The sequence below is a fragment of the Pseudarthrobacter niigatensis genome (assembly GCF_030812615.1).
Classification (GTDB): domain Bacteria; phylum Actinomycetota; class Actinomycetes; order Actinomycetales; family Micrococcaceae; genus Arthrobacter; species Arthrobacter niigatensis.
The window spans coordinates 1-24,545 of record NZ_JAUSTB010000005.1 but is presented as its reverse complement, the minus strand read 5'-3'; the positions used below and the strand labels follow the sequence as shown (position 1 = coordinate 24,545).

The following is a 24,545-nucleotide window of genomic DNA, read 5'->3' as shown; positions in this document are numbered from 1 at the left end:
CGCTGCGTTGACGCCGTGCGTTGCTGTCCGGGGCTTCCTGCTACAATTCATCCGAATTATCTTCGGATGAATTAAGGCTAGGCCCGGCGATGAGTGAAGTCAATGCCCCCGCACGCCGCTACCACTCGCCCCGGCGGAAGGAGCAGGCGGCCGCCACCCGCGACGCCGTGCTGGCCGCCGCCCGCGAGCTCTTCGTAGGGGAGGGGTACCGCGCCACCACGGTGGCGGGCATTGCGCGGAGGGCCGGAGTCGCCGTCGACACCATTTATGCGGCCATCGGACGGAAGCCGGACCTCATGCGGGAAGTGGTGGAAACGGCCATCTCGGGCACCGGCCAGGCCGTGCCCGCTGAACAACGGGACTACGTGATCCGCCTGCGGGAGGCGGACGGGGCGGCCCGTAAGATTTCGATCTACGCCCACGCGCTGGCCGGCATCCAGCCCCGCCTGGCGCCGGTCTATCTGGCCCTCCGCGACGCCGCCGGCACCGATCCCGACTGCGCAGCGCTCTGGACCGGGATCTCCGAACGGCGGGCCGCCACCATGCGTAAGTTCGTGGCGGACCTTGCCGCCACCGGCGAGCTGCGAACGGACCGCCCGGCCGCCGAACTTGCCGATGCTGTCTGGAGCATGAACGGGCCTGAATACTGGGTGCTGCTGGTGGATCAGCGTGGGTGGTCGCCCGGGCAGTTCGCCGAGTGGCTGGCCGACGCGTGGTGCAGGCTGCTGCTGTCTGGGGATCGGCCCTCGGAACTGTCCGGCCGCTAGGAGCCGGCAGGTCCAAGGCGGGAGGCCTGGGTGGCCGGACGATGCTGGCCGTCTGCTCTGACGGTTTCCCGGCGTGGTTCCTTCAGCTCGATAAAGAGGCAGTGCGTAGGGGTGGAGCCGGTATTCGTGCCGGAATGTTCCTGCGCGTCGAGCCAGCGGGCCTGCCCTGCCGGCAGTTCCACATCGACCTCCCGGCCTCCTGCCCGGAGACGGCGGGTGAAGGCGCTCAGAGTGACCATGACGCTGTCCGGGTGGGAATGGGTGCCGGTCCTGTCTCCGGGGCCGTCGCTGTACTCGAGGACGCGGACACGGTCGTTTTCGAAAACGAGCCGGTAGTGCTGCGGATTCACTGCAATGGGATCGGCCACGGGAAGCCCCTGGGTAAGTTTTATATGGGACGAACGTACCATTACGGTACGCCTGTATCATAAATCCCGTGGCGCCCCGAAGCAATGAAAAATATCTTGACACCGGCAGGGTCCGGCAAAAAGCGCGCACCCGGGAACAGTTGGTGGCTGTCCTCCGGGACCTCTTGAAGGACGGGCAGGATCCGTCGGTTGCGGACGTCGCCGCCATTGCCGGGATATCCCGCACCACTGCCTACCGTTACTTCCCGGACAAGGAGGCGCTCCTGCATGCGGCCCTCCCCGAAACCGGGCTGGGGTCGCTGCTTGGTGAGGATCCGCCGTCGGACATCCATGCCCGCCTGGAACGCACCCTCGACGCGCACTTCGAGTTCATCCGAGCCTGGGAACCGCAGCTGCGGGCGTCCTTGCGACTGTCACTGACTCCCGGCGCGGCCCGGCCCACCCTGCGCGGCGGACGCGCCGTGGGCTGGTACCGCGACGCCCTAGCGCCGCTGGAATCCAACGGAGCCGGAGTGGACACCGCGGCCCTGGCCGTGCGGCTTAGGGCTGTTGCCGGGATTGAACCTTACGTCTGGCTGCGGGATGTGGCAGGTCTGCGGCCGGACCAGGCGTTCAGTGCCATGCGTGCCAACGCACTGGACATTCTTGGCGCCGAAATGAGCCGGCAACAGTAGCTGCCGCGGTGCCCCGGCAGGCGAGGCGCCAAGGGCGGCATTTGAGGTAGAAGCGCAGGTCAGGCCTCGGTTGAACTTTCAAATACCTTGAGGATTTGTTGACTCTTTACCCCCTCGCTTCCTGAGGTTGGGCGTGCAAAGTGGTCCCCAGTTAGACAAAAGGAACGAACACCACAAAGTCTGAGGGGACATCATGAAGAACAGCACTCTGGTTAAGGGAACTGCCGCTATCGCCGTCGGCGCTGCATTGCTGCTGGGCGGCGGGGGTACCCTGGCCAACTGGAACGACCAGGCAACCGCAGCTCCGGGCAGCATAGTTTCCGGCGATCTGAAGATTGGGCTTAACAGCGCGCCTGGTGTTTGGACTGACCGCGGTGGCGTCGACATCACGGCCAAGATCAAGGATGGTACATACCTGGTTGTTCCGGGCGATCTGCTCACCTTCAAGCAGGATTTGGATGTCACGCTCACGGGCGCCAAGATGGCAGCCAACATCACGGCCAGCGGCGCAAATGCAGCCAGCGGCTTTGGCGATAGTGTCGTTGTCTCCGCCCCGGTGCTGACGGTCGGCTCAACCGCGGTGGCGAATCCGCTCACCACCTCGAAAAAGGTCACTGCGACCATCACTTTCGAATTCAAGGCGGCAACGAAGGATCGTGTTGACGTCAACAAGACGTATAACTTCAACAACGTCGAGTTCACGCTGTCCCAGGTCCTTCCCGCAGGAGCCTAGCTTGACCAGGCGGGTGGCTGAACGGCCACCCGCTTGGTGATCAGGCAACAGGACGACAACCAGGAGGGGACCATGCGCACGAAGCGCAGGCTGCAGTCGGCAGCTTTGGTCGCCTTCGCAGTGGTCCTGGGCCTGTTCACTGTGCAGGGAACCTACGCACTCTGGAATGCCGTGGCATCGGCAACTCCAGGCACCATCACGTCGGCGTCATTCGATACGACGCTGCAGGCGGTCAACACCGGCACGACGACCAACATGACGCTCGCGGACGGGAAGACCTCGGCGAACCTGACCTTGTCTCCGGCAGGAACCTTGGGGCCGGGAACCTCGGTCTACGGCGGCGTGGTGGTCACCAACAACACCAACGCCGGCGGCCAGTTCAACACCGCCATCACCGTGAACCAACCGAGCGTGGCGAACCTCAACGGCGGAGTCCTTGCCACCTACATCATCGTGAGCGCGAAGACCGCCGTTTCCTCGACGGAATGCAGCTCCAGCACCGGCTACGCGCAGATCGGCACCAGCGGCCTCGTCTCGCCCACGGTGGGCAAAGGCGCGTCCACCATCTTCTGCTTCCAGGTCAGCCTCGCCTCCGGCGCCCCGTCAACAGTGAAAGGACAAGCAGTGACGATCTCCCTTCCACTCACCGCACGTCAGCTCTGCGGGGTGTCCAGTGGCTGCTGACCTGACCGAACGCCCGCTCGGCGGTGTAGCCGGACCGTGGAAGCGATGGACCGGGACTGCGCAGGCCACGCCGAAAAGTGGACGCAGAAGCAAAGCCGCCTGGACCGCCGTCGGACGCTTCCTGAGCATGGCCGCCATGCTGGTGGCACTGTTCGCCGCCCTCGTCCTGATTGTGGTGCCGGTGGCGACTGGCTCGCAGACCTACACGATCCTCACTAAGTCCATGGTCCAGAAGTACCCGCCGGGAACGTTCATGGTGATGAAGCCCGCGCCGTTTGACGAACTCAAGTACGGCGACGTCGTCACCTTCCAGCTCTATTCCGGCCGGCCGGACGTGGAAACGCACCGGATTGTCGGCTTCGGTTCCACCCAGCAGGGCGAAAAGACCCTGATCACCAAGGGCGACAACAACGGAGCCAACGATCCAGAACCGGTCCGCGCCATCCAGGTCAAGGGCAAGCTGTTCTACGCCGTCCCGTACGTGGGTTTCGTGGCGAACTTCCTGGGGAACTCAGACCGTGGCACATGGACGGTGATCGCAGCGGTGGCGCTGATCGGCTATGGAGCCATCACGGTGTACACATCCGTCCGCAAGACCCGTAAGCGGGATGAACCGGCTGCGGAGGCTGCGTAGATGGCAAGGTTCCGGGATCTTCCAGGCGCGGCGCTCGCTGTAGGGGCCTTCGTGCTCACGGTGCTGCTCGGTGCCGGCGCCGCCTCGGCGTCCGCACTCTGGCAGCAAAGCGCGACCGCGACCATGACCGTCACCGCATCCGGAGCCTGGTCCCAACCTGTGTTCAACACCCCCGTGTGCAGCAACGTAGACAACGCGAACAAGTACGTATCCCTGGCATACTCGGGATTCTCCGAGCCTCCAACGAAGCTCACCTTCTCGGCAGCCGGAACCAACGGGGTCTACGGGGCAAGTTCGGACCTGGCCGGCCCGTTCGGTACTTCCGGGAGCGTATCGCTCTTCGGAGACTCCACGATTTTTACCCAGGTCACCACCACCCCGGCGACGGTCAGGATTGTGGCCCTGTTCGCAGGCGGTGCCCAGGCCACCGCGTATGTGAAGGTGGGCCTGGAGATCGGCACGGGAAACAAGAAGATTTATTGCGCCTGAGCTTTCCTCTTGCCAGCTCGGCGGAAGAAGGTGCCGCTGCATCCCCCCATGCAGTGGCACCGTCTCCCGCCGAGCTGGTTCCCGGGATTCTGGCGACGCGCAAATGCTTCTCCGACCGACATCGTCCGCGACGCTCCTGGAATGTGGGCCGCGCAAGGGAATGAGCGAGTCGAAGAAGGAGGAGCGGGTCGAAGGTGGCTGTGGGCCGCGGCGGGGAAGAGGCGGGTCGAGGAGGAAGATCCGCGTCGTAGCACCACACGGTCCTTACACTGGCACTATGTCATGCCGCATCAGTGAACTGGTCCTGAACTGCACCAACCCGGAACTGCTCGCGCGGTTCTGGAGTGAAGTCCTTGGTTATGTGGAGCTGGACAGGGAGGACGGGGCGATTGAGATCGGGCCGGAAGCCGGGTTCGGCGGACTGCAGCCCACGATCATCCTGAGCCCCAGCAGCAACCCGCGGGTGGGGAGGCTTCCGCTGCACATCGACGTCAACCCCGTGGACCGGGACCAGGACGCCGAGCTGGAACGGCTGCTGGCCCTCGGCGCACGGCCGGCGGACGTGGGGCAGGCCGGCGACGAGCAGTGGCACGTCCTGCAGGACCCCGAAGGGAACGAATTCTGCCTCCTGCGCAGGCGGCTCGAGCCCTGATCGACGGCCGCCGCGCGCCGGAAAAGCAGGAATGCCTGGTGGCGCCCACTTCAAAACGCCGCCCAGGCACCAGCAAACTATCCATCGCCCCCATCAAGCCCGGGGACCGCAAATCCTCAAGGTTGGCTCAAGACTTCCCGGCGGTAAGCCCGGCCGTGCTACGGAGGGGCCCCTCCTGGATCTTTGCGCCCCGAGGCCTTTCCTGCCGAGCAAGTCCGACATAGGGTTTGGGGACAGCCAAGTATCAAGCAGCTGGTGAACGGGCCGAACGACATTCCTGCAACGGAGCAGGGACTGGAAGAGGCGCACATTGAGCGAGTTGATGCTGCTGGGCATGGGCGGACTGGCCCGGGAAGTGCTGGCCGCGGTCCGGACCAGCGGGCAGTACGACGTCCTGGGGATCCTGGATGATGACCCGGAACTGCTGGGCACCACCATCGAAGGCACGGTGGTGATGGGCGCGCTCGCTGACGCGCCTGCCTTCACTAAGGCGTTTTTCAGCGTCTGCCTTCCCTCCGGGCGCGACAGGGAAGGCTTGGTGGGCCGGCTTTCCCTCCTCGGCGTGCACGAGGACCGGTACGCCACCGTGGTGGACCCGGATGTGCGGGTCCCCAGGGATTCCCGGATCGGCCCCGGCAGCATTGTGATGCGGAACGCCACCATCTCCCCGCAGGCCCGCATCGGCCGGCACGTGCTCTTGAAGCCGCATGTCAATGTGGGATGCTGCGCCCAGGTGGGTGACTTCGCCACTCTGCATCCCCGCGTCTCGGTAGGGGAAGGCACGCGGATTGGCCGGGCGGCGCACCTGGGCATGAACGCCGGGATTGGCGACGGGCTGGTGGTGGGGGACTACTCCTACGTCGGGATGCGCTCAGCGGTGACGCACAACGTTCCTGAGCACGAAACGTGGGCCGGTGTGCCCGCGCGCGCGGAGGCCGCATCCAACGAAAACCCGGACTATGGACCCTTACGGGGCAGGCATGGAGACGCTACATTGTAGCTACTCGCGGGGGCGTCGTCCGTTCCCTGCCACCGTTACTGAGGGAACACCGTGGAACTGTTCAGCGATAAACCGGCACTCGCCGCGGCTGCCCTGACCAGGCTCGTTGCTGCGGACATCGAAACGAAGGGCCGCCCCGCCGGCAGCCTCCGTGCGTACCTCAGCGACCTGGTGGTCCGGAACGGCCCCAGCATCGTGGAGGAGTTGGCCATTGAGCTGGCCCGGCAGCACCTGGCCACGCTCGACCGGCTGGCCAAGGCCACGGGCCGGCCTGCCGCCCGGTACCTGGATGAGATTGAACTTGCCGCAGCCATGGAGGAAAGCATAGGACGGGACTTCGGGGAAACCACGGGGTGAGCGGCTACCGACTGTGGACGTCCCGCCGGCGTGCGGCAAACGCAAACAGCGACGTTGTGGCCACGGTGGCCAGGTAGCCCGCGATCACGATCAGGGAGATGCCGGCCCAGAAGTAGTTGGTGGTGCTGGATTCCTGCCAAGGGCTCGGCGCGATCCGGATCAGCGAATAGACTGCCACCCCGGCTGAGGCCAGTCCAATCAGCACCGGCAGCGTGAGCCAGATCCTCGCAGAACCGATATGGTCACCGAACCCGTCCCACTCGTTCCACGACCCGCGCCGGAGGATCAGCCAGCCCGCCGGAATCATGAAGGCGCCCACCAGCAGGAACGCGGCCACCACGTCGGCCGGCCGGTGCCACTGGTTGATCAGCGTGGACACCCCGGACGCGATGGCGAAGGAGCCGCCAATGAAGCCGGCCATCGGGCGCCAGCGGGGTGAGGCCATGAGGAACACCGCCGCCGCAGCGGACGCGGCAAGGGTGGTGTGGCCGGAGGGCAGCGAGTTCAGCTCCAAAGTCAGTACCCCCTTGTCCGGGCGCGGCGGCAGCAGGTCCTTCAGCACCTGGGTGGCAACATTCGCCCCGATGCACGCTGCCACGGCAATCCCGGCTTCAACCCAGTGCCGCCGGATTACGGTGACAAACAGGACCACGACGGCGGCCATCACCAGTGAAATGGTGGGCAGCCAGTCGAGGAACTGGGTGGCGGCCTTGCCGGCAGGTCCGTGGATCTGTACCGCTTCCACCAGCGCGGACTCATCAATGAACTGGCCCGTGGTGGTCTGGACAAAGAAGTAGTAGGTGGCAAGCAGCCCGGCGACGCACGCCACAGTGGACAGCACGAACAGGAACGCCGAGCCCGGGGCAGGCCGAGCCGGAGTCCTGGTGGAGAGTTGCCGTGAAGAAGTCATCGCCATTAACCCTGACACAAAAAGCTGGAAGGCCGCTCAGTCGGAAGGCCTGACCGGGTCCAGCCGGGGAATGGCAGCGGCAGCCACCAGCAGTGCCAGCGCGCCAAGCCCGAACGGCAGGGCCGTTGCCGTGGCGATGGCCCCCACCAGCAGGGGTCCGCCGGCATCCCCGAGTTCGCGCCCCAGCTCTGCCGAGCCCATGGTCCGGCCCATCCGCTCCGGCGGCGTGGTGTCCGCCAGGTGCGCGAACCCCAGCGGGGTGGCCACGCCGATCCCGCACCCGATCAGCGCCGCCGCGAGGAAGATGGTGACCACTCCCGGGGCGGCCGCCACCAAAGCGATGCCCACGGCAACCAGGAGCAGGCCCGTCGTCGTGCCCTTGTTGTCGCTGACGGCGTGCCGGTCCCGCAGCCTTCCGATCCACGGCTGCGTCAGCACCGAGCCCAGAGCCACCACGCTCACCGCGGCCGTTCCGGCGAACGCACCAAGCCCGTGGCGGGTGGCCAGCGCGGGGAGGAAGCCGACGGCGGCACCGAGGGCCCCGGTCGACGCGGCAAGCACCAGGGTGGGGACCAGGAAACGGCGCTCGCCCACCTGCCGCGCCAGGTCCATCACCGTATACCGCTTCCGCGGCAGGGGTGCCAGATGCGGCACCGAGAGCAGCACCCACACGGCCGTGGCCGCCGCCAGCGCGGACAGGGCGCCGAAGAGCAAGGGGAAACCGCCGGCCAGGATCAGCCCGGCGCCCAGCGGCGGCCCAAGGATGTAGCCCAGGCTCTTCCAGGACCCGTACCGGCCAAAGTAGGTCCCGGCTTTTCCGCCGCGGGCCATCCTTGCCACCATGGCGGACGACGACGGGGAGAACGCCGAGGCCGCCGCGCCTTGTCCGAGCCGGGCGAGGGCAAGGATCAGCGGGTCAGCTGCGCCGAGGCCAATCAGGGACAGCGCGGCGAAGGCGAACAGGCCGCCGACAATGACGGGCTTGGCGCCAATGCGGTCGCTCAGGGCGCCGAACACGGGTTTCAGGAAGACCTCGGCCACGTCGTAGAGGGCCAGGAGGATGCCGAGGCTGAGCAGGGTCAGGCCGATGTTTTCGCTCTCCGCGCCCAAAGCCGCCGCGATGCTGTGGGCTCCGAAAGCCGTGACGAATCCCGCAGCGTAGAGTGGCGCCGTTGCCTGGCGGATGGCCTGCGCGCCTGGCGGGGAACTGTCGGAGCTCATAGCTGGGACTTTAGTACCTTCACAAAGTTGTGAAAACTTCGAAGACTTGAACCATGAACACCGTTGTCCAGACAGTGAACCTGCACAAACACTTCGGCCAGGTCCGGGCCCTCGATGGATTGGACCTGGACGTCCAACAGGGGGAAATCCACGGCTTCCTCGGCCCGAACGGCGCCGGGAAATCCACCACGCTCCGCGTCCTCCTGGGCCTGGCCAAGGCCACCTCCGGGTCCGCCACCGTCCTGGGGCTTGAGCCGTGGACCCAGGCCGTGGAACTGCACCGCCGCCTGGCCTACGTTCCCGGCGACGTCCGGCTCTGGCCCAACCTGTCCGGCGGCGAAACCATCGACCTGCTCTCCCGGCTTCGCGGCGGCACCGCCGACGCTGCCGCCTACCACCGCCGGAAGGACCGCCTGTGCCAGGTCTTCGACTTCGACCCGGCCAAGAAAGGACGCGCCTATTCCAAGGGCAACCGGCAGAAAGTCGCGCTGATCGCCGCACTGGCGACCGAAGCCGAGCTCTACCTCCTGGACGAGCCCACCAGCGGCCTTGACCCGCTCATGGAGGAAGTGTTCCGGCGGGAGCTGCTGGCCGCCGTCGAACGTGGTGCCACCGTGCTCCTGTCCAGCCACATCCTCTCCGAGGTGGAGGTGCTCTGCCAACGTGTGAGCATCATCCGTGCCGGCAGGATTGTCGACGGCGGCACGCTGGACTCCCTGCGGCACCTCACCAGGTCAGAGGTTTCCTTCGCCGCGGACGGCCTGGACGCTGAGGCCCTGGCCCGGCTGGGTGCGGTGCATGACCTGGCATACGACGCCGGGCGGATCAGGTTCACCGCCGATTCGGACCGGATCGCCGAGGTACTGCCCGCGCTGGGCGCCTTGGGCGTACAGGGCCTGACGATCGTTCCGCCGTCGCTCGAAGAGCTGTTCCTGCGGCACTACGGCGACGCCCCCGCGGACGAAGGCACCCCCGCCGGCGCCTCCGGCGAAGACCAGCACGGTTCCCGTCGGCACCTGCTCGGCGCGAGGGGGCGGGGCTGACATGGGCGTCCTCCTGGTCCTCTGGGGCCAGCGGCTTCGCCGGGACCGCTGGCAACTGGTCAGCTGGGTGGTGGCCATCGGGGCATTCGCGCTGTTCGCGGCCGCAGCCGTCACCCAGACCTACGGCAATGCAGCCAGCCGCACCGAGATCCTGCAAGTGGCGATCGCCACTCCCGCCATCCTGATGCTGCGCGGCCTTCCCCGCGGAGCGGACCAGGGAGCCTTCACGTTCTTCCTGATCTACGCCTTCCTTGCCCTGCTGGCCGGCCTGATGAGTACCTTCCTCGCCGTGCGCCACACGCGGGCGGACGAGGAGACCGGCGCCGCCGAACTCATCGCCGCCACGCCGGCAGGCCGGCTGCTGCCCTACACCGCCACCCTGCTGCACGGCATCACAGCCAACATCCTGGTGGCGCTCGCAGTCTTTGCCGGGTTCGCCGTCCAGGGCCTGGACCCACAGGGTTCCCTGACCGCCGGAGCGGCAACGGGCGCCGTCGGCCTCGCCTTCCTGGGGGTGGGTCTGCTCGTGGCCCAGTTCATGGGGACCTCACGCGGGGCCAACGGCGCCTCGGCCGCGCTGGTGGTCCTGGCCTACGTGGTGCGCGGGATCGGGGACGCCACCGGAACGCCGGGGGCGGACGGGACCACCATGACCGAAGGCGCGGCCAGCTGGTTCTCACCCATCGGCTGGGGCCAGCAGACCTTCGCCTACTCAGGGAACCGCACCTGGCCGCTGCTGCTGGTCGTGGCACTCGGCGTGGCCTGCCTCGCCGCGGCGTGGCTGATCCTGGGCGCGCGCGACGCCGGCGCGAGTGTCTGGGATACGCGGCCGGGACGGCCCGGCGCCCGGGCCTCGCTGCGGAGCCCGGCGGCCCTGGCCCTCCGCCTGCAGTCAGGATCGATCATCGGGTGGGGGCTCAGCGGCCTGGCCCTGGGGCTGCTGGCGGGGTCGCTTTGGAAGGCGATTGCCGCCGTCGACACCCCTGACACGAACATCACCGCGGTGCTGCGGGCCATGCTCCAGTCGCAGGGGACCTCACTGACCCAGCTCATGGTCTCCGTGCTGTTCATGATGGCCGGGGTCCTTGCGGCAGCATGCGCACTGCAGGCGGTGATCAGGCTGCGGCAGGAGGAAGCAGCCGGGACCGCCGAACTGCTGCTGTCCGCTCCGGTGGGGCGGGTCCGGTGGCTTGCCGGGTACCTGGTGCTGGGCGCGGCCGCCGTGGTGCTGGTGGTAGGCCTCGCCGCGGTCGGGGCATGGGCCACGCTCACCGGCACCGGGGACGGGTCCATGCCGGCCAATGCCCTCTGGCAGACCGCCGTGGCCCAGCTGCCGGCGGCCCTGATCTACCTCGCGGTGCCCGCCCTGGTGTTTGTCCTGTGGCCTTCCGCCACCGTCGCCGCCAGTTGGGGGCTGCTGGCCCTGGGCGTGATGCTGGGTATTTTCGGCGGCATGCTGGGCATCGACCAAAGCCTGCGCGACCTGTCCCCGTTCACCCACACGCCCGTGCCGCGCGGTGACGCGACTGATTGGAGCGGAGCGTGGTGGATGCTGGCCATTGCCGCGGTGGCCGGCGCGCTGGCTGTCGCGGTGATGCGGCGGCGGGAGGTGGGGTCGGCATGAGCGCCGATGCCGAGGTGGCGGCTCTGGACGAGCTGACGGGCGGCGCAGGTGCGGGTGCGCGCGGTGTGGATGCCACCGCCGCTGCGGCCGAACGGACGGCCGCCGCGTTCGCCGCGGCGGGGTTCCCCAAGATGCCCGCCCGGACGCTGTTGGCGCTGGTGTCCTCGGAACAGGGCAGCCTCACCGCGGCAGAACTGTCGGAACGGCTGGGGGCCAGTGCGGCGGCGGTCTCCGGCGCCGTGCGCTACCTGCAGACGGTGGGCTTCGTGCACCGGATCTCGCAGCCGGGCAGCCGCCGCGACCTGTACGCGCTGCATGAAGACGAGTGGTACGTGGTGTCCATGCGGAACAGCCCGGTTTACGACAAGCTGGCGGCACTGACGGATGCCACCGCCGAAACGCTCCCGGAAGGATCCCCGGCACGGGCACGCGTGGCGGACATGGCGCGGTTCTACCGGTTCCTCAACTCACGGATGCCGGCCCTGCTGGACGACTGGGAGCATGAGCGGGAGGCGGCGCCGTGACCATCATCGACAACGCGGTATATGTGAACGGGCTCCGCACCGAGGACCCCGAAGACCTCGACGAGACGTACTTCCTGCTCCGGCAGCGCGAGGGGATGGCCTGGATCGGCCTCTACCGGCCCGACCCTGAGGAACTGCAGTCCGTAGGCGAGGAATTCGACCTCAACGCCCTGGCCGTCGAGGACGCGCTCGCCGGCCACCAGCGGGCCAAGCTGGAGCACTACGGCGAGTGCTTGTTCCTGGTACTGCGGCCCGCAAGGTACCGGGACGACGTGGAGAAGGTCGATTTCGGCGAAATCCACGTCTTCGTGGGCGATGAGTACGTTGTCACCGTCCGTCACGCAGAGTCCCCGGACCTGGCCAAAGTCCGCCGCCGCATGGAGGCCATGCCGGAGTTCCTGGCCCTGGGCCCCGACGCGGTGCTCTACGGAATCCTGGACCAGGTGGTGGACGAATACGAGCCCGTGGTGGCCGGCCTGGAGAACGACATCGACGAAATCGAGGACGACCTCTTCGGGGCCGATCCCGACGTGTCCCGCAGGATCTACGAGCTGTCCCGCCAGGTCATCACCTTCCAGCGGGCCACCAGCCCGCTCGCCGGGATCCTGCAGGCCCTGATGGCCGGAACTCCGGACCGCGACCAGGCAACAGAACTCCGGGACCACTACCGGGATGTCCTGGACCATGTCATCCGGCTCAACGAACGCGTTGCCTCCTTCCGCGCCCTGCTGCAGAACGCCCTGGCCGTCAACGCCGCCTTGGTGGCCCAGCGCCAGAATGATGAAATGCAGCGCATGACCGAGTCGAGCTTTGAACAGAATGAACAGGTCAAACGCATCTCCTCCTGGGCTGCCATCCTGTTCGCTCCCACCCTGGTGGCGTCCATTTACGGCATGAACTTCACCAACATGCCCGAACTGGCCTGGACCTACGGCTACCCCTATGCGCTGGGCCTGATGGTGGCCATGGGCCTGGTCCTCTACCTGGCGTTCAAGCACAACAAATGGATCTGAACCAGGCGGCCCGCCGCGTACAGTAAGCGGCATGCCCAACCCCGGTTTTCCGCCTTCCCCCGATGGCACGCTCCAGCCAGTTCCGTCCCTCGACGAATTGCTTGCGGACGCCCACGTGGTCACGCTGCCCATGAGGGTGAAGTTCCGCGGCATCATGCAACGTGAATCCCTCCTGCTGCGCGGTCCCGTGGGCTGGGGCGAGTTCTGCCCCTTCCCGGAGTACGGCGACGCCGAGGCCTCGCGCTGGCTGGCCGCGGCCATCGAGGCGGGATGGCAGGGGTTCCCGGACCCGGTGCGGACGTCGGTGCCGGTCAACGCCACGGTGCCCGCCGTCGCCGCGGACCGGGTACCGGATGTGCTGGCACGGTTCGGCCGGGTGGACGCCGTCAAGGTCAAGGTGGCGGAGCGGGGGCAGTCACTGGACGACGACGTATCCCGGCTGCGTGCCGTGCGCGCCGCTTTGCCGGACGCGGCCATCCGCGTGGATGCCAATGGCGGGTGGGACGTGCCCGGCGCCGTGGAGGCGTTGACCCGGCTTGCGCCCGTTGGGCTGGAGTACGCCGAGCAGCCGGTGCCTTCCATCGAGGGCCTTGCCGAGGTCCGGAGGCGGTTGCAGGAGGCCGGGACGCCGGTGCTGATCGCGGCGGATGAGAGCGTCCGGAAGGAAACCGATCCCCTCCGGGTGGCACGGGCGGGCGCGGCGGACCTGATCGTGGTCAAGGTGGCGCCGCTCGGGGGAGTGCGGTGCGCCCTGGACATCGTGGCACAGGCAGGACTCCCCGCCGTCGTCAGCTCCGCCCTTGACACCTCCGTTGGCATCCGCGCCGGGCTGGCGCTGGCCGCCGCGCTGCCCGACCTGCCCTACGCCTGCGGCCTGGGCACCGTGTCGCTTTTTGAATCCGACGTCACCCTGGATCCCCTGGTGGCCGACGACGGCGTCATCCGCCTCCGCGACGTGGCCGCCGACGCCGGGCTGCTGGAAAGGTTTGCGGCTCCCGCGGACCGGCGGGACTGGTGGCTGGACCGGCTCCGCCGTGTCCACGCCCTCCTCACCCCAGCGACTGCTGAGTAAGCTGCCGTTTTCACGCCCTCCTCACTCCAGCGACTGCTGAGTAAGCTGCCGTTTTCACGCCCTCCTCACCCCAGCGACTGCTGAGTAAGCTGCCGTTTTCACGCCCAAAGGGCAGTTAGCCGGCATTGGATGTCGCTGCAGGGTGGCGTCCTGCGGGTGATTGCCGGAGGGTTGCGGGGCTCCTATCATGGTTCCACCGGTTCCTCCCTGCACCGAACAGGGACGTTACTTAAGGTCGCGAGTGCCATGGTGAAGATACCTTTCAGGCATCTGGCGGATGAATCGAAAAAGCGGGAAAACTCCGGGGAACATCACCGGCTGCACCTGGCGGAATGGCTGAGGCGGGAGGACGAGGGCATCGAGCGCGCCTCCAGCAGTATCTTCCTCAGCAGCCATGACCGGCCCCTAGCCCCGCAACGGACCTGCATCCAGGGGCACGAGATCCTGCCGGGGGAGGACCACTGCTCGCACGGGCATCCCGTGGGTTGAGGAAGACGGCCACCAATCGGGGAGTGGTGTTTCCTCATTTGGCCGGCGCGCACAGCCGGTCAAGGGCCTCGTTAAGGGTTGACTCGATTTGGCCGACCAGGAGTTCGCGCATGTTCTGGGTGGACTCATCCTCCAGCTCTGTCGGAAGCGGCGGGGTGGTGACGGTCATCGCGGCCTGGTAGCGCCCGTCGCTGCTGCTGACCGCCACAGTCTGATAATCCCAGAAGAGCCCCCTGCCCGCGTAGCGCGGCTGGGCCGAGCAGCCATCTGCGTGTTCCCAGAGGCCCAGCCCGTACGGCGAGAAGACGGTCTTCGCCGTCATCGCGCCCAACGACGCGGCGGAGATTGCCCGGCCCTGGAAAAGGGCCGCCATGAAGTGGTTCATGTCCTCCACTGTCGACACGGCGCCCACGGCCGGCGAACCGGCACTGAAGATGTTGTCAGTGGTATCGATCCGCTCACCCCGGAGGGTCACATAGCCGTGGAGAAGCCCGGATTCGAGCGGGTCGAGGTGGTCCAGGGTGGTGCTCTTCAAACCAAGCGGACCAAAGATCTCCTCACGCATGACGCTGGTGAAGGGCTTATGCCGCAGTTCCTGGATGAGCAGGCCGAGTGCGAGGTAGTTCGTGTTCGAGTACCTAAAGGAGCCGACGCTGGACCCATCCCACGGGAGGGTGCCGGCCAGCTGCAAACCCCGCTCCATCGTCATCGTCCGGGAAACACTTGGGCGGAAGTCGACGTCGCGCGGCAATGCATCGTTGGCCTCCGGCATGCCAGACGTGTGGCTGAGCAGCTGTCTCACGGTGATGGGGCCCGGAGGCTTGAGTGCTGTGAAGCCGGGGATGACGTCGTTTACGGGGTCGTCCAGGCCGATGAGGTGGTCGTCGACGAGTTTGAGTACTGCCACGGCCGTCATCGTTTTGGTGACGCTGGCGATCTGCACACGGTCGGTGGGCTGTGCCGGGGTCCTCGTTTCAAGGTCGCGCATGCCAAAGGCCTTGGACCACTCACCTTCCGGCCATTTGACCTGCACGACGGTGGCCACCGCGCCGTCGTTCATGAACAGCTTCACCTGGTTTTCAAGGGAACCGAAGGGGTTGGGGGAGCTTGGGGAGGGGGCGGGCTCGTCCGGGGTGTAGGTGCAGCCGGTCACGGCGAGGACGGCGGCGAAGACCGCCCGCCGCCACACAGGTCTGTTCGTGCTCATGCCGGGGCATCCGCTCTGGACAGGTGACGTGTTTGGGCCGCCTGCAGCGCCGTGTCCGGCCAGACCTCTGATGGCGCCGTCCGCCCAGCACTCCAATTTTAAGTCCGCCCACCGCCAGCGGGAAGCAGCCGTTGGATGTTCAGCCAACCCACGGAACGGGGCGGTACCACCTGCATTGACGGATGAAACGTTCCTGCAGGTCACGGGCGGTTAACCCTGGATTCATCAAATGGATGGGTTTCCTTAGGAAGCGGCTGGAAGGGTGATCGGGCACCCCAAGGACATTCCTTCGAAAGGTTCCCCATGTCTGAAACTGCCCGCAAGTTCACCCTGCTGCCCATGCTCGGCCATACCAAGGGCAAGCGCAGCCCTGTCACCTGTGCGCTCAAGTGCGACAACGCCTGTGCCGGCGACGTCTGCAACACCAGCTCCAACAGCTACTTCCGCGACATCGCCTCCGCCACGATGTCCCGCCGCGCCGCCCTGGGCCTTGGCGCCGCCGGAGCGCTCGCCGTCGCCCTCGGTTCCGCCGTAAGCTCCGCCGAGCCTGCCTCCGCCGCGGGCCTGTCCAAGGCCGCCAAGGAAGGCTTCGGCAACTCCAAGCTGCAGTTCACCGCCATCAAGCCCGTGGACAAAGCGGTTGACGCCTTCACCGTGCCGGAGGGCTTCACCTGGCAGCCGATCATCCGCTGGGGCGACCCGCTGTTCAACGATTCCCCCGAGTTCGACCTGAACAACCAGACCGCTGCCGCCCAGGCCCGCCAGTTCGGCTACAACAACGACTACACGGACATCGTGGAAATCCCGGGCAGCAAGGGCCGCCGCGCAGTGCTGTTCACCAACCACGAGTACACCAACGAAAACATCATGGTCCCGGCCGGCTACGACCCGGTGGAAACCCGAGCCATCGGCCGCGCCGCGCACGGCCTGGCCGTGGTGGAACTCGAGCGCAAGAACACCACCAAGCCGTGGAGCTACGTCAAGGGCGCCCCGCTGAACCGCCGCTACCTTTCGGACACCACCTACGAACTGACCGGCCCCGTTGCCGGCTCGTCGCTGGTGAAGACCGTGGCCGACCCGTCCGGCCGCGCCATTAAGGGCACGTTCGGCAACTGCTCCGGCGGCACCACCCCCTGGGGCACCATCCTTTCCGGCGAGGAAAACTTCAACGGCTACTTCGTCTCCGCCGGCACGTCGGCCAGCGACAAGCGCTACGGCCTCACCGCCAAGCCCACCGCCCGCAAGTGGGAACTGGACGACCCCCGCTTCGACACCCGCAATGCCGGCTACGAGAACGAGGCCAACCGCTTCGGCTGGATCGTGGAAGTCGACCCGTTCGACCCCACCTCCACCCCGAAGAAGCGCTCCGCGATGGGCCGCTTCAAGCATGAGGGCGCCAACGTGATCGTGGCCGAATCCGGCCATGTAGTTGCCTACATGGGCGACGACGAGAAGTTCGACTACCTCTACAAGTTTGTCTCCAAGGGCAAGTACGTCGAAGGCGACCGCAGGAACAACATGAACCTGCTCTCCGAAGGCGACCTCTACGTCGCCAAGTTCACCGGAAACTCTCCCGCTGCTGAGATCACCGGAACCGGGGCGCTTCCCGCCGACGGCGCGTTCGACGGTACCGGCGAATGGCTGCCCCTGGTGGTTGGCGGCAAGTCAGCCGTGCCCGGCATGTCCGTCGAGGAGGTCCTGGTGTACACCCGACTGGCCGCGGACAAGGTGGGGCCCACCAAGATGGACCGGTGCGAGGACGTCCAGCCCAGCCTGCACACCGGCAAGGTCTACGTGGTCTGCACCAACAACTCGGACCGCGGCACCGGCACCAAGGAAGGCGCCACCGAAGTCAACCCGCGCACGCAGAACCGCGACGGGCACATCGTGGAAATCACCGAAACCGGCGACCAGACCTCCACCCTGTTCAACTGGACACTCCTGATGGTCTGCGGCGATCCGGCGCAGGGCGATGTCACCTACTTCTCCGGCTACCCGGCGGACAAGGTCTCGCCCATCTCCTGCCCGGACAACGTGGCCTTCGACTCCGTGGGCAACCTCTGGATTTCCACCGACGGCGCCCCCTCCGGCATCGGCTACAACGACGGCCTCTTCAGGGTCACCCTGGACGGCGCCGAGCGCGGCAGGGTGGAGCAGTTCCTTTCCGTTCCCCGCGACGCCGAAACCTGCGGCCCGGTCATCCACGACGACGAGCGCACCGTCTTCGTCTCCGTGCAGCACCCGGGCGAGGAAGGCACTTTCGAGGCGCCGCACTCCTTCTTCCCGGACTACGTCCCGGCAGGCACGACGCCGGCCCCCGGCCAGGTGCGCGCGCCCCGTCCCTCAGTGGTCCAGGTGTTCCGCGGCTAACCGCCTGCCCACCACGGACGCGCCATCACCTTTAGGCGCATTTTCCCGGACGCCCCATCACCTTTCAGCCCGCTGCGGCAGGAGGTGATGGGGCGTTTCGGCTTTAGGGGCAGGAGGTGATGGGGCGTTCCGGCTTTAAGGGCGGGGCAGTGCGATGCCGCCTCGATGTGATGCTTGACACGTGTTAGGCCGGTCATTTACAGTTCCTAACACGTGTTAGGAAGGAAAAGGATATGACCGGAGCCATAGACGGGCAGCTGCGGGACATCACCCGCCGTACTGCCTTGGGGGCCCTCGGCGCGGGAATCATCGGAGCAACTGTGGCGTCGTGGCCGCGGCTCTCCGGAACGGACATACCGGGCCGCGGAGACAACAGCCTCAGCATCGCCATCATGGGCACCGCCGCGGACGCCGCCGCCCGCCAGCGTGCCATCGACGCATTCACCCGCCTCCACCCGGACATCCGGGTCAAGGTCCAGGCCATCCAGGCCGTGGACTGGAAAGACTTCTTCACCAAGATCCTCACCATGGTGGCCGCCGGAACCCCGCCGGACGTGGTTTACGTGGCCACCGAGGGCGCCCAGCTGTTCGCCGAAAAGCTTGCCCACCCGCTGGACGAGTACATCCGCCGCGACGCGGTGGACATGCGCGAGTTCTTCGAGGACGTCCACCCCAGCCTGGTGGAAGCCTTCATGTACAAGGGCAGCCTGTACCAGCTCCCCATGGACTGGAACGCGGCCAACATGTACTACAACACCGCCGCCTTCGCGCAGGCAGGCCTGGACCGGCCCGCGGACGACTGGACCCACATCGATTTCCGCAACAGCCTCGCCGCGATGCGGAAGGCCCGGACCTCTGACTTCACGCCCTACTACTGGACCAACCGGCTCTTCGGCGGGGTGGTGCCGTGGCTTTACGCCAACGACACCAGCTTCCTCAAGGAAACCAGGTCCGCGGGCGGCGACTGGCTGTGGGACGGCTTCTACGCCAACGATCCCTCCCGGAGCCTCCGCTCCGGCGGGTACCAGTGGCTGGAACCGAACGCCAACGACGACCGCGTGTTTGAGTCCTTCGACTACCTCCGGGGCCTGGTCAAAGACGGCCTGGGCGTCCGGCCGGAAGAAGGCGGCGGCAGTTCGCTCGTCGGGCTGTTCGCGTCCAACCGCATCGGGACGACGCCGGCCGGCGGCTACTGGGTGCAGGGACTGCACGAAGCCGGCATGGGCGCCAACGACTTTGACGTCCAGTTCTTCCCGCGCTGGAAAACCCAGCGCCACCAGTTCGGCACCGCCGGCTACGCGATCATGAAGACCGCCAAGGACAAGGACGCCGCCTGGGAATGGATCAAGTTCAGCTCCAGCCGCGAGGCCATGGAACTGATCTTCCCCAACCCGATCACCACTCCGGCGCGCCGTTCCATGGTCAACGAGCAGCTGTACGCCGGCAAGGGTCCCGCCCACTGGAAGGTCTTCTACGACACCCTGGACCGGTTCCCCACCACGGGCCCCATCCCGGCCCCACCCCAGCAGGCCGCCGTCGAAACGGCCCTGATGAAGAACGTTTCCCTTGCCGTCAGCGGGGACGAGCAACAGCTCAAGCAGGCCCTCGCATCCATGCAGCGCGACCTTGAACTTGCCCTGAGGAGGCAGTCATGAGCACCACCACCCCGCCCCGGGAACGGCCCAAGCGGGCGGCCGGCCGGGCAAGTACGACGACGGCCCGCACGTCCGGCACCAGCGGCACCGGCGGTGGCAGCACCACCGGCGGCCGCAGCGCAGCCAGGCACAACCAGCGCTGGCTGGCCTGGATCTTCCTGGCACCCACCATCCTGGGCATGGGCCTCTTCACTTTGATCCCCATCGTGGCCTCGGTTGTCCTGGCCTTCTTCCGCTGGGACATCATTTCGGCACCAACCTTCGTGGGCTTCGACAACTTCTCGGAAGTGGTCCAGGACCCCACCGTGCGGGTTTCCTTCCTGAATACCATCGTGTTCGTGGTGGTGGCCGTGGCACTCCAGCTGGGACTCGCCCTGGCACTGGCGGTCATGGTGCAGGAGAAGATGCCGGCATGGCTGCGGGTGTTCTTCCGGTCCGCGTTCTTCTTTCCGCTGATCCTGTCCGCCGCCTCGGTGTCCATCTTCATGCGGTACCTCTTCAACGAACAGTTCGGCGTGGTCAACTGGTTCCTGTCCCTGGTGGGCATCCCCGCCGTGCCCTGGCTGACCACCCCCGGCGGATCGGCCGCCGTCGTGATCCTGGTGTACGTCTGGCAGAACTTCGGCTTCAGCTTCCTCCTGTTCATCGGCGGACTGGCCTCCATTCCTGTCGAGACATACGAGGCAGCCGCGATTGACGGCGCCACCGGCTGGCGCAAGCACCTCCACGTGACGCTGCCGCTGCTGAGCCCCACCACCCTGGTCGCCTCGGTCATGGCCATCATCAGCGCCCTGCAGGTCTTCGACCAGCCCTACGTCCTGACCCGAGGCGGCCCCGGTGACTCCACCCGCACCGCCGTCATGGTGATTTTCGAATCAGCCTTCCAGCGGCTCGAATTCGGCCAGGCGTCCGCCATCGGCGTGCTGCTCACGCTGATCATCATGGCCATCACGGCCGCGCAGTTCCGGCTCAGCAAACGATTCGTCTTCTACCAGTGAGGCCAGCCATGACAACCACAACTGACCACGGCCTTGCCGGACATTCCCCCCGGCTCTCCGAAGGCCTCCCCGTCACCACGCCCAACCGGAAGAAGTTCAATTGGAGCTTCGCCGCCCGGATCCTCCTGCTGCTGCTCGCCGCCGCGCTGACGCTCGGTCCGGTGCTCTGGACCCTGTCCACGTCGCTGCGGTCGCCGTCGGAATCCTTCAAGCTGCCGCCGTCGTTCATACCCTGGAACCCGGATTTCACCTCCTACGGGGAAGTGTTCAAGCAGCTGAATATTTTCCTGCTGGTCCTCAACAGCGCCCTGGTCACCGGCGTGATCGCGGTAGGCCAGATGGTCTCCGCCGCCTTGGCCGGCTACGCGTTCGCGCACCTGAAATTCCGCGGGCGCGGGGCGCTGTTCTCGATCGTGCTGGCCACAATGATGGTGCCCGTACAGGTGACGATCGTCCCCGTCTTCATGCTGATCCGCGGCATGGGCCTGTCCGATACCCTGCTCGCTCTGATCCTGCCGGCGATCCCGACGGCGTTCGGCACGTTCCTGATGCGCCAGTACTTCATGGGGCTGCCGGCCGAACTAGCCGAAGCCGCCTCGATCGACGGCGCCAGCCCGTGGCGGACATTCCGTTCCGTGTACGCCCCGCTGGCGATGCCCGGCATGGCGATCGTGGGAATCCTGGCATTCAACTTCCACTGGAATGAGTTCTTCCGCCCGCTGATCCTCACCATTTCCGAACAGAACTTCACCCTTCCGCTGGGCCTGGTCTCACTGCAGGGCAACCTGGGCACCGGAAGCATCTCGGTGGTCCTGGCGGGCGTGGTCCTGTCCATGATTCCCGCGCTGGTGGTCTTTATCTTCGGCCAACGCGCCCTGCAGGACGGCCTCACGGCCGGAACCGGCAAGTAAACCTACCTCCCTCAAGCCCGAAAGGCCGTTCCATGACCTCCCCGGACCTCGCTGCCGTCCACCCCGGCACCGTCACCTTCGACGACGTAGCCGCCGCCCACCCCGATCCCGCTTTCCCCCGTTTCCACCCGCGCCCCGCGCAGGGCTGGATCAACGATCCCAATGGCATCAGCTTCATCAACGGCCGGTACCACGTGTTCTTCCAGTACAACCCGGACTCGGCCCGGCACCACAGGATCGCCTGGGGACACGTGAGCTCGGCGGACCTGGTCCGCTGGGAGGAGCACCCGGTGGCGCTCCGCCCGCAGGACGGCGGTCCGGACGAGTACGGCTGCTGGACAGGGGTGGTGACGGACGACGACGGTGTTCCCACCGCTGCGTACTCCGGCGTCCGCAGCGACGGGGGCCACTCCCAGGTGGTCATCGCCCGCGGCTCGGAGGACCTTGTCAGCTGGGAGCAGGCAGGCCACGTTGCCGCCACCATGCCAGCCGACGGACTGGTCATCGCAGTGCGGGACCCCTTCATTTTCCGCTTCAACGGCAGGCGCTACGCGATGCAGGGCGCCGGACTGGCCAACGGGCACGCCGCGCTGCTGCTCTATACCGTGGATGATTTGTCCGACTGGAAGTACCAGGGCATCTGGCTGACCTCCGAGAACCCGGTGGCCGGCACATTCACCCCGGCCGAGATCTGGGAATGCCCGCAGCTGGTGCAGGTGCCCGACACCGGCGCCCCTGGCGGGGGCACCTGGCTGATGATGTTCTCGCTCTGGCTCGCCGGCGACTCCCACGAACACGCCAACGGGGTGGGCCACCTGATCGGATCGCTGGCGGAAGACCCTGCCACAGGGCTGCCCGTGTTCACGCCGCGGACCGGCGGAAAGTCCGACCTGGGCCGCGACTTCTACGCCCCGCAAGTGGTGTCCCTTGAGAACCGGGCCCTGTTGTGGGGCTGGGCCAACGAAGGTCCTGGGCGGGACGGGCGCCGCGGCCGCAGCCAGGAAGAGATCGACGCCGCCGGGTGGGCGGGAGTCCTGACCTTCCCGCGCGAGCTTTCGATAGTGGATGGTTCCCTTGCGGTCAGCCCCGCCCCGGAAGTGGATGCCTACCGCGGAGGGCTGCGCACCGGCCGGGCATCCGGGACGGTGTCGTTGCCGGCCTTCGCCGAGGCTGTGGTGAGGGCAGGCAGGGAGGGCCTGGTGGAACTGCTCCTGGTGGGGAACGGAAGCCGGCAGGTGGTCTTCAGCGGCAGCGTGGACGCAGGGGAGGAACTGCGGGTGTTCGTGGACGCCTCCCTGGTGGAGGTGTACCGTACAGGCTCGGTGGCCACCACGCTGCGTGCCTACCCGGCAGCGGGGGAGGAGTGGCAACTGAGCCTTCCCGCTGGGGCAACTGCGGACGTGTGGAGCCTGGCCAGGCCCGCGTAGCCCGCTCCGAACCCGTCCGGTGGGTCCCGGCCGGCGCCGCGTTCAGCGTCCTGCCGGGACCGGGCCGGTGGACTCCCTGACCACCAGCCGGCAAGGGACCAACGTCTCCCGCGCGGCGCCGGAGACGGCCGCCGCAGCCGGGCCGCCGTCGTCGGACGTTCCTTCGGGCGCCGACCCCACCTCGGCGAGCAGCGACGCCATGGCTGCCGCCCCCATTTCCCGGAGCGGCAGGGCCATGGTGCTCAGTGCCGGAACCATGGCCTTGGCGATGCGGAATTCGTCGTCGTATCCCATGACGGACACGTCCTGCGGGACGCTCAGGCCCAGGCGGTAGCAGGCCAGCACCACTCCGATGGCCAGGCGGTCGTTGGCGCACAGGATGGCGGTGGGCCGGGCGGCCGGTTCCACCCCTTCGAGGAGCTTCATGGCGCCATGGAAGCCGGCGTCGATGTCCCAGCCCACCTGGATGACGCGGTCCTGGGTGACAGGCATCCCCGCGCCACTGAAGGCGTCGCGGAAACCCTCGATCCGGCGGGGCGCCGCGGGGGTCAGGGAATCGCCGGCGAGGAACGCGATGTCCCGGTGGCCCAGGGACATTACGTGCTCCGCGGCTTCCCGTCCGCCGCGCACTTCGTCAGGAATCACGGCCGGAAGCCCTGCCTCCGGCCGGTCATCGAAGCAGTTGGCAAGGATCGACGGGACACGCGCCATGTTTGCGGGCACGTGCAACGGCCGCAGGCCCACGGTCACATACATGAGGCCGTCCACCTGGCGGTCCAGCAGGGTTTCCACGGCGCTCTCGTCGCGGGACTCGTCCAGTTCGGTATCCATGACCACCGTCACGAAGCCATGTTCCCGGGCCACCGCATCCGCGCCGGCAATGATGTTGCCGTCGAACGGGCTGGTGACCACCTGGTCGGACACGATTCCGATGATGCGCGACTGCTGGTTGCGCAGGCTCAGGGCGATTTTGTTGGGGGAGTAGTTGAGCGCCGCTGCTGCCTCCCGGATCCGCTGCTGGCTTTCGAGCGCCACGTTTCCGTCGCCGCGGCCGTTCAGTACCAGCGACACGGCACTGCGCGAAACGCCTGCCAGCTTGGCGACGTCGAGGGCGGTGGCCTTGCGCTTCATTGGCGTCCTTCGGGTGCTGGGGTCTGTTGCTTGGGTGCAGTTTACCTAACTCGTGTGAGCTTCCGCTCGCTCCCAACGCCCCATCACCTTCAGCCCCCTTTTCGGCAACGCCCCATCACCTCCCGCCCCCTTTTTGGGAACGCCCCATCACCTTTCGGGCCTATTGGGGTTGCCCGCAAATCGTGGACAGTTGATCAGGCGGCTTGTGCCGGCTGAGGTTGTGCTGTGGAGAGCAGTAGCTCGTGCTCCACAGGAGTGTTGAAGCCCAGAGCTGAGTGCAATCGGACGCGGTTGTAGAACTCCTCGATCCAGCGCCCCGTGGCCATGATCGCGTCGTGCCTGGTTGCCCAGCGGCGGCGGTCGTAAAACTCGGTCTTGAGCGTGGACCAGAACGATTCTTGCATCGCGTTATCCCAGCACACGCCGGTTCTGCCAACGGATTGGAGAATGCCCAGCTTGTCGCAGACGTCGTTTAGTTGGGCGCAGGTGTACTGGGTGCCGCGGTCGGCATGGAACACGACACCGGCCGGGCCGCCGCCGCGCAGGACGTAAGCCATGCGCAGCGCGCGTTCCACCAGGCTGGCCGTCTGGA

The 24,545-nt window shown here is 66.9% G+C and carries 26 protein-coding genes; 20 read left to right on the top strand and 6 right to left on the bottom strand.

The genetic code is table 11. From position 1 onward, the window contains the following. Nucleotides 1–89: 89 nt before the first annotated feature. A complete protein-coding gene (locus J2T23_RS08900) occupies nucleotides 90–767 on the top strand; it encodes a TetR/AcrR family transcriptional regulator (protein WP_307359114.1) in 678 nt (225 codons plus the stop codon). On the opposite strand, the gene J2T23_RS08895 is transcribed toward J2T23_RS08900, so the two are convergent. Then, nucleotides 764–1,135: a cupin domain-containing protein gene (locus tag J2T23_RS08895; RefSeq protein ID WP_307359112.1), complete on the bottom strand. Its 372-nt coding sequence runs from the start codon at nucleotides 1,133–1,135 to the stop codon at nucleotides 764–766. The genes J2T23_RS08900 and J2T23_RS08895 overlap by 4 nt on opposite strands. A gap of 68 nt (nucleotides 1,136–1,203) precedes the next feature. On the opposite strand from J2T23_RS08895, the gene J2T23_RS08890 reads away from it, so the two are divergent. The 8 genes from J2T23_RS08890 to J2T23_RS08855 all read left to right on the top strand — a co-directional run bounded on the left by J2T23_RS08890 (nucleotide 1,204) and on the right by J2T23_RS08855 (nucleotide 6,358). Next, on the top strand, nucleotides 1,204–1,809 hold the full coding sequence (locus J2T23_RS08890) for a TetR/AcrR family transcriptional regulator (protein ID WP_307359110.1): 606 nt from the start codon (nucleotides 1,204–1,206) through the stop codon (nucleotides 1,807–1,809). A 193-nt stretch (nucleotides 1,810–2,002) separates the two neighbouring features. Further along, nucleotides 2,003–2,542 (top strand): alternate-type signal peptide domain-containing protein, encoded by a 540-nt coding sequence (locus J2T23_RS08885; protein WP_307359108.1) that lies wholly within the window; start codon nucleotides 2,003–2,005, stop codon nucleotides 2,540–2,542. Nucleotides 2,543–2,614: 72 nt separating this feature from the next. After that, nucleotides 2,615–3,226 carry a hypothetical protein gene (locus J2T23_RS08880; RefSeq protein ID WP_307359106.1) on the top strand — a complete coding sequence of 204 codons (612 nt, stop codon included), beginning with the start codon at nucleotides 2,615–2,617 and terminating at the stop codon, nucleotides 3,224–3,226. Then, nucleotides 3,216–3,860, top strand: a complete 645-nt coding sequence (locus J2T23_RS08875) for a signal peptidase I (protein ID WP_307359104.1) — start codon at nucleotides 3,216–3,218, stop codon at nucleotides 3,858–3,860. Before J2T23_RS08880 ends, J2T23_RS08875 begins: the two co-directional genes overlap by 11 nt. Beyond that, nucleotides 3,861–4,349, top strand: coding sequence for a hypothetical protein (locus tag J2T23_RS08870; RefSeq protein ID WP_307359102.1), 489 nt, complete (start codon nucleotides 3,861–3,863; stop codon nucleotides 4,347–4,349). A gap of 277 nt (nucleotides 4,350–4,626) precedes the next feature. Beyond that, on the top strand, nucleotides 4,627–5,001 hold the full coding sequence (locus J2T23_RS08865) for a VOC family protein (RefSeq protein WP_141159627.1): 375 nt from the start codon (nucleotides 4,627–4,629) through the stop codon (nucleotides 4,999–5,001). 310 nt (nucleotides 5,002–5,311) lie between these two features. Then, nucleotides 5,312–6,001 (top strand): PglD-related sugar-binding protein, encoded by a 690-nt coding sequence (locus tag J2T23_RS08860; RefSeq protein ID WP_307359099.1) that lies wholly within the window; start codon nucleotides 5,312–5,314, stop codon nucleotides 5,999–6,001. Between the two features lie 51 nt (nucleotides 6,002–6,052). Continuing rightward, nucleotides 6,053–6,358: a hypothetical protein gene (locus tag J2T23_RS08855; RefSeq protein ID WP_307359097.1), complete on the top strand. Its 306-nt coding sequence runs from the start codon at nucleotides 6,053–6,055 to the stop codon at nucleotides 6,356–6,358. Nucleotides 6,359–6,362: 4 nt separating this feature from the next. On the opposite strand, the gene J2T23_RS08850 is transcribed toward J2T23_RS08855, so the two are convergent. Next, entirely contained in the window at nucleotides 6,363–7,268 is a 906-nt protein-coding gene (locus J2T23_RS08850) for a phosphatase PAP2 family protein (protein WP_307359095.1), read from the bottom strand. A 36-nt stretch (nucleotides 7,269–7,304) separates the two neighbouring features. Further along, nucleotides 7,305–8,489, bottom strand: coding sequence for an MFS transporter (locus J2T23_RS08845; protein ID WP_307359093.1), 1,185 nt, complete (start codon nucleotides 8,487–8,489; stop codon nucleotides 7,305–7,307). 53 nt (nucleotides 8,490–8,542) lie between these two features. On the opposite strand from J2T23_RS08845, the gene J2T23_RS08840 reads away from it, so the two are divergent. The 6 genes from J2T23_RS08840 (at nucleotide 8,543) to J2T23_RS08815 (ending at nucleotide 14,254) form a co-directional block, all read left to right on the top strand. Beyond that, nucleotides 8,543–9,532 carry an ABC transporter ATP-binding protein gene (locus J2T23_RS08840; RefSeq protein WP_307359091.1) on the top strand — a complete coding sequence of 330 codons (990 nt, stop codon included), beginning with the start codon at nucleotides 8,543–8,545 and terminating at the stop codon, nucleotides 9,530–9,532. Nucleotide 9,533: 1 nt separating this feature from the next. After that, nucleotides 9,534–11,156 carry an ABC transporter permease gene (locus J2T23_RS08835; RefSeq protein ID WP_307359089.1) on the top strand — a complete coding sequence of 541 codons (1,623 nt, stop codon included), beginning with the start codon at nucleotides 9,534–9,536 and terminating at the stop codon, nucleotides 11,154–11,156. Continuing rightward, nucleotides 11,153–11,680, top strand: coding sequence for a GbsR/MarR family transcriptional regulator (locus tag J2T23_RS08830; RefSeq protein WP_246857265.1), 528 nt, complete (start codon nucleotides 11,153–11,155; stop codon nucleotides 11,678–11,680). Before J2T23_RS08835 ends, J2T23_RS08830 begins: the two co-directional genes overlap by 4 nt. Then, nucleotides 11,677–12,693 carry a magnesium/cobalt transporter CorA gene (gene corA, locus J2T23_RS08825; protein WP_141159633.1) on the top strand — a complete coding sequence of 339 codons (1,017 nt, stop codon included), beginning with the start codon at nucleotides 11,677–11,679 and terminating at the stop codon, nucleotides 12,691–12,693. The genes J2T23_RS08830 and corA overlap by 4 nt, the downstream gene beginning before the upstream one ends. A gap of 31 nt (nucleotides 12,694–12,724) precedes the next feature. Continuing rightward, nucleotides 12,725–13,765: an o-succinylbenzoate synthase gene (locus J2T23_RS08820; protein WP_307359085.1), complete on the top strand. Its 1,041-nt coding sequence runs from the start codon at nucleotides 12,725–12,727 to the stop codon at nucleotides 13,763–13,765. A gap of 246 nt (nucleotides 13,766–14,011) precedes the next feature. Next, on the top strand, nucleotides 14,012–14,254 hold the full coding sequence (locus J2T23_RS08815; RefSeq protein ID WP_307359083.1) for a hypothetical protein: 243 nt from the start codon (nucleotides 14,012–14,014) through the stop codon (nucleotides 14,252–14,254). 34 nt (nucleotides 14,255–14,288) lie between these two features. Here J2T23_RS08815 and J2T23_RS08810 read toward each other — a convergent pair whose 3' ends face one another. After that, nucleotides 14,289–15,461: a serine hydrolase domain-containing protein gene (locus J2T23_RS08810; protein ID WP_307359081.1), complete on the bottom strand. Its 1,173-nt coding sequence runs from the start codon at nucleotides 15,459–15,461 to the stop codon at nucleotides 14,289–14,291. Between the two features lie 303 nt (nucleotides 15,462–15,764). On the opposite strand from J2T23_RS08810, the gene J2T23_RS08805 reads away from it, so the two are divergent. The 5 genes from J2T23_RS08805 (at nucleotide 15,765) to J2T23_RS08785 (ending at nucleotide 22,822) form a co-directional block, all read left to right on the top strand. Continuing rightward, complete coding sequence (locus J2T23_RS08805; RefSeq protein ID WP_307359079.1) at nucleotides 15,765–17,831, top strand: PhoX family protein; 2,067 nt, start codon at nucleotides 15,765–15,767, stop codon at nucleotides 17,829–17,831. Nucleotides 17,832–18,064: 233 nt separating this feature from the next. Next, nucleotides 18,065–19,486 carry an extracellular solute-binding protein gene (locus J2T23_RS08800; protein WP_307359077.1) on the top strand — a complete coding sequence of 474 codons (1,422 nt, stop codon included), beginning with the start codon at nucleotides 18,065–18,067 and terminating at the stop codon, nucleotides 19,484–19,486. Then, nucleotides 19,483–20,484, top strand: coding sequence for a carbohydrate ABC transporter permease (locus J2T23_RS08795; RefSeq protein WP_141159638.1), 1,002 nt, complete (start codon nucleotides 19,483–19,485; stop codon nucleotides 20,482–20,484). The genes J2T23_RS08800 and J2T23_RS08795 overlap by 4 nt, the downstream gene beginning before the upstream one ends. 8 nt (nucleotides 20,485–20,492) lie before the next feature. Next, complete coding sequence (locus J2T23_RS08790; RefSeq protein WP_307359073.1) at nucleotides 20,493–21,395, top strand: carbohydrate ABC transporter permease; 903 nt, start codon at nucleotides 20,493–20,495, stop codon at nucleotides 21,393–21,395. Between the two features lie 32 nt (nucleotides 21,396–21,427). After that, nucleotides 21,428–22,822 (top strand): glycoside hydrolase family 32 protein, encoded by a 1,395-nt coding sequence (locus tag J2T23_RS08785; RefSeq protein ID WP_307359072.1) that lies wholly within the window; start codon nucleotides 21,428–21,430, stop codon nucleotides 22,820–22,822. Between the two features lie 42 nt (nucleotides 22,823–22,864). Here J2T23_RS08785 and J2T23_RS08780 read toward each other — a convergent pair whose 3' ends face one another. Next, complete coding sequence (locus J2T23_RS08780) at nucleotides 22,865–23,953, bottom strand: LacI family DNA-binding transcriptional regulator (RefSeq protein ID WP_307359070.1); 1,089 nt, start codon at nucleotides 23,951–23,953, stop codon at nucleotides 22,865–22,867. Between the two features lie 194 nt (nucleotides 23,954–24,147). Continuing rightward, nucleotides 24,148–24,545: integrase core domain-containing protein (locus J2T23_RS08775; RefSeq protein WP_370871435.1), on the bottom strand; the 398-nt coding region annotated here is incomplete at its 5' end.

What these genes read in the sequence shown, in the direction of transcription:
- J2T23_RS08780 (WP_307359070.1), bottom strand. Translation starts at nt 23,953, where the DNA reads ATGAAGCGCAAGGCCACCGCCCTCGACGTCGCCAAGCTGGCAGGCGTT.
- J2T23_RS08785 (WP_307359072.1), top strand. Translation starts at nt 21,428, where the DNA reads ATGACCTCCCCGGACCTCGCTGCCGTCCACCCCGGCACCGTCACCTTC.
- J2T23_RS08885 (WP_307359108.1), top strand. Translation starts at nt 2,003, where the DNA reads ATGAAGAACAGCACTCTGGTTAAGGGAACTGCCGCTATCGCCGTCGGC.
- J2T23_RS08840 (WP_307359091.1), top strand. Translation starts at nt 8,543, where the DNA reads ATGAACACCGTTGTCCAGACAGTGAACCTGCACAAACACTTCGGCCAG.
- J2T23_RS08835 (WP_307359089.1), top strand. Translation starts at nt 9,534, where the DNA reads ATGGGCGTCCTCCTGGTCCTCTGGGGCCAGCGGCTTCGCCGGGACCGC.
- J2T23_RS08850 (WP_307359095.1), bottom strand. Translation starts at nt 7,268, where the DNA reads ATGACTTCTTCACGGCAACTCTCCACCAGGACTCCGGCTCGGCCTGCC.
- J2T23_RS08800 (WP_307359077.1), top strand. Translation starts at nt 18,065, where the DNA reads ATGACCGGAGCCATAGACGGGCAGCTGCGGGACATCACCCGCCGTACT.
- J2T23_RS08810 (WP_307359081.1), bottom strand. Translation starts at nt 15,461, where the DNA reads ATGAGCACGAACAGACCTGTGTGGCGGCGGGCGGTCTTCGCCGCCGTC.
- J2T23_RS08790 (WP_307359073.1), top strand. Translation starts at nt 20,493, where the DNA reads ATGACAACCACAACTGACCACGGCCTTGCCGGACATTCCCCCCGGCTC.
- J2T23_RS08815 (WP_307359083.1), top strand. Translation starts at nt 14,012, where the DNA reads ATGGTGAAGATACCTTTCAGGCATCTGGCGGATGAATCGAAAAAGCGG.
- J2T23_RS08865 (WP_141159627.1), top strand. Translation starts at nt 4,627, where the DNA reads ATGTCATGCCGCATCAGTGAACTGGTCCTGAACTGCACCAACCCGGAA.
- J2T23_RS08880 (WP_307359106.1), top strand. Translation starts at nt 2,615, where the DNA reads ATGCGCACGAAGCGCAGGCTGCAGTCGGCAGCTTTGGTCGCCTTCGCA.
- J2T23_RS08795 (WP_141159638.1), top strand. Translation starts at nt 19,483, where the DNA reads ATGAGCACCACCACCCCGCCCCGGGAACGGCCCAAGCGGGCGGCCGGC.
- J2T23_RS08830 (WP_246857265.1), top strand. Translation starts at nt 11,153, where the DNA reads ATGAGCGCCGATGCCGAGGTGGCGGCTCTGGACGAGCTGACGGGCGGC.
- J2T23_RS08805 (WP_307359079.1), top strand. Translation starts at nt 15,765, where the DNA reads ATGTCTGAAACTGCCCGCAAGTTCACCCTGCTGCCCATGCTCGGCCAT.
- J2T23_RS08820 (WP_307359085.1), top strand. Translation starts at nt 12,725, where the DNA reads ATGCCCAACCCCGGTTTTCCGCCTTCCCCCGATGGCACGCTCCAGCCA.
- J2T23_RS08845 (WP_307359093.1), bottom strand. Translation starts at nt 8,489, where the DNA reads ATGAGCTCCGACAGTTCCCCGCCAGGCGCGCAGGCCATCCGCCAGGCA.
- J2T23_RS08870 (WP_307359102.1), top strand. Translation starts at nt 3,861, where the DNA reads ATGGCAAGGTTCCGGGATCTTCCAGGCGCGGCGCTCGCTGTAGGGGCC.
- J2T23_RS08900 (WP_307359114.1), top strand. Translation starts at nt 90, where the DNA reads ATGAGTGAAGTCAATGCCCCCGCACGCCGCTACCACTCGCCCCGGCGG.